Origin of the sequence: Acinetobacter sp. WCHAc060033, from assembly GCF_004209125.1 — a bacterium.
Classification (GTDB): domain Bacteria; phylum Pseudomonadota; class Gammaproteobacteria; order Pseudomonadales; family Moraxellaceae; genus Acinetobacter; species Acinetobacter wuhouensis.
In genome coordinates, this window is record NZ_SGSW01000117.1 from 1 (window position 1) to 2,527 (window position 2,527).

General features: G+C 41.6%; 2 protein-coding genes and 1 pseudogene. 1 reads left to right on the forward strand and 2 read right to left on the reverse strand.

Annotated elements, in window-relative coordinates:
* Positions 1–253 precede the first annotated feature (253 nt).
* Positions 254–583: pseudogene (locus tag EXE10_RS20585) on the forward strand (HipA N-terminal domain-containing protein); the annotation flags it as partial.
* 63 nt (positions 584–646) lie between these two features.
* On the opposite strand, the gene istB reads toward EXE10_RS20585, so the two are convergent.
* Entirely contained in the window at positions 647–1,420 is a 774-nt protein-coding gene (gene istB / locus EXE10_RS20590) for an IS21-like element ISAba8 family helper ATPase IstB (RefSeq protein ID WP_075315049.1), read from the reverse strand.
* A complete protein-coding gene (istA, locus tag EXE10_RS20595; protein WP_075315047.1) occupies positions 1,420–2,439 on the reverse strand; it encodes an IS21-like element ISAba8 family transposase in 1,020 nt (339 codons plus the stop codon). Before istA ends, istB begins: the two co-directional genes overlap by 1 nt.
* Positions 2,440–2,527: the final 88 nt, after the last annotated feature.

Sequence of the window (2,527 nt, forward strand, 5' to 3'; positions counted from 1 at the left end):
GCGAGGACCAATTGGTTGTACGATAGATTTTAGGTGTAGGCTTCTTCATCTGGAAATTATATTACTGAAGAAGCCTTCAAGAATAGCTTTGTGCAACAAAGCCATTTAGCAATACGACAAGTTATGACGTTTAAAATGATTGCTTATAGTGCAAATTAAATGATTCTAAATCAGAGTAGGAAATTTAATATATATCTACTATAATAAATAAATATAGCCAAAATAGAAACTAATATTTTATTTTAATACATATATGAATCAATATTGCACACTTCAAATTTTTCAAAATAACGAATGGCAAGATTGCGCTATCGTTGAATTAATTGCTAATCAAGAGCAGGGCTGGAGAGCATCTACACGAACGTCATACTTATTTGAATATGCTATTGAACATATGGATTTAAGGGATGGTCATGCTCTATCATTCCAATTTCCAGTCAATGTACAAAACAACTTAGAAAACCAATGGCCAGCATTTCTCATGGACTTGCTACCTCAAGGTTATGGGCGAAAGGAGCTTTTAAATCAGCTGGGTTTTTCAATTAATGTAGAAGAACAAGCTGATTGGCCCCTGTCAACGGCATTCTAAAATTGACCCCTTTTACCTTACAAATGGCAAAGTAAAATTGACCCCTTTGATCTCGTATTAAGTTTCAACCTGGGGCTGAATCCCAATTCTTTTTTTATCCTTCAAACGATAACTCTCACCCGATATCTGTACCACATGACAGTGATGTAATAGCCGATCTAACATCGCAGCGGTCAACGTAACATCATCCGCAAATGACTTAGACCATTGGCTAAAGGGTAAGTTACTCGTCAATATCGTACTGCCTTTTTCATAACGCTTGGCAATCACATTAAAGAACAAATTCGCTTCTTCACGTCCAAACGGTAAATAACCAATTTCATCGATAATCAGTAACTTTGGTCCCAGTACCGCACGTTGCATATAGGTTTTCAGTTTACCTTGCTGGTAGGCTGTACTTAGTTGCAGCATGAGATCGGCGGCGGTAATGAACTTGATCTTAATGTTGTTCATGATGGCCTTATAGCCTAATGCCATAGATAAGTGCGTTTTTCCTACTCCGCTAGCCCCGAGAAACACCACATTTTCTGCTCTAGTAATAAAGCTCAGATTGAACAGTTCAATCACCTGTGATTTAGGGGCCCCTAGGGCATAATTAAAATCATAGTCTTCCAGGGTTTTGACTTGAGGCAGGCCTGAGAGTTTCATCAGTACCTGCTGACTGCGCTGTTGCCTGGCAGCATATTCATGCGTCAAGATCGCTTCAACAAAGTCGGCATAACTTCCATCCTGACCTAATGTTTGTTGTGCATGATGTGACCATTGTGATGCGATGGCAGGCAGATTGAGCTTTTGGCAAAGCTGCTCTATACGGTCGTATTGCAGATTCATCAGGAAACTCCCAGCAACTGGTCATATACCGATAAGGGATGCTGCAAACTCTCGTAGGGCATGACATGCTCTGCTGCTGCAACAGGTACAGTGCAGGAACCTGTATCTGATTGCGGTAATGGCGTAAATTTTTGCTGCTCCTGTTGCAGTCGAACAGCCGGTTTTTCTTGCGTGGTGGCATGAATCCGCTGATTGGCGGTTTCATGCAGCCACCGGCCAATGTGGGCATTGGCGACATCAACATCTAACAGTAAACCCGAAGTCTTCAGGCTTGCTTTCAATGGCACAATAAAGCTTGATTTGAGGTATCCATTAAAGCGTTCAACTTTGCCTTTGGTCTGTGCACGGTAGGGCTTACATACGCGAGGACGAAAGCTGTATTTCTTGGCGCAGTCGAGCAGTTTGGGATTCCATTTATGCTGCCCCTCCTGATAGGCATCCCGTTCAATCATGATCGTTTTAGCGTTATCAAACAGGATTTCTTGAGGTACTCCTGCAAAGAACTGAAATGCATTTTCTAGACCATCGATCCATGCATCGGTACGTTCATGATCATAAAATTTCACGAAAGTCGCTCTGGAATACCCTAATGTTGCGACAAAGGCTTTTAAAGTCGTGTTGTTGCGTCGAATCGTGGTGAAATCCACCTGCATTTGTTGGCCAGGTTGGGTTTCAAAACGAATGATCGGTTCCGGTTTGGCAACTGGTTTTAATGTTGCAAGATATTCCCTCAATATCCTGATCTTTCCTGGATATCCCAACCTTAAAATTTCCTGGTAGAGCACGACAGCAGGAATCCATTCAGGATGAGCTGCATTTACACGTTGGAGTAAATAGGGTTTATATGGGTCAAGGATACTTATTCTAGGCTGTATACGCTGATACTGAGGTGTGGTGTTTTGCCGTAAATATTTACGTACGGTATTTCTGGACACCCCCAGTTGACGACTAATGGCTTTAATAGATTTACCTTGTTGATGAAGTATTTGGATTGTCACTGCTTGCTCCAAAGTTAACATGTTGAGCAGTCCAAAATGACCGCTATATTAACCAAGGGGGTCAGTTTTTAAATGCCATTAGGGGGTCATTTTTACACTGCCGCTAACA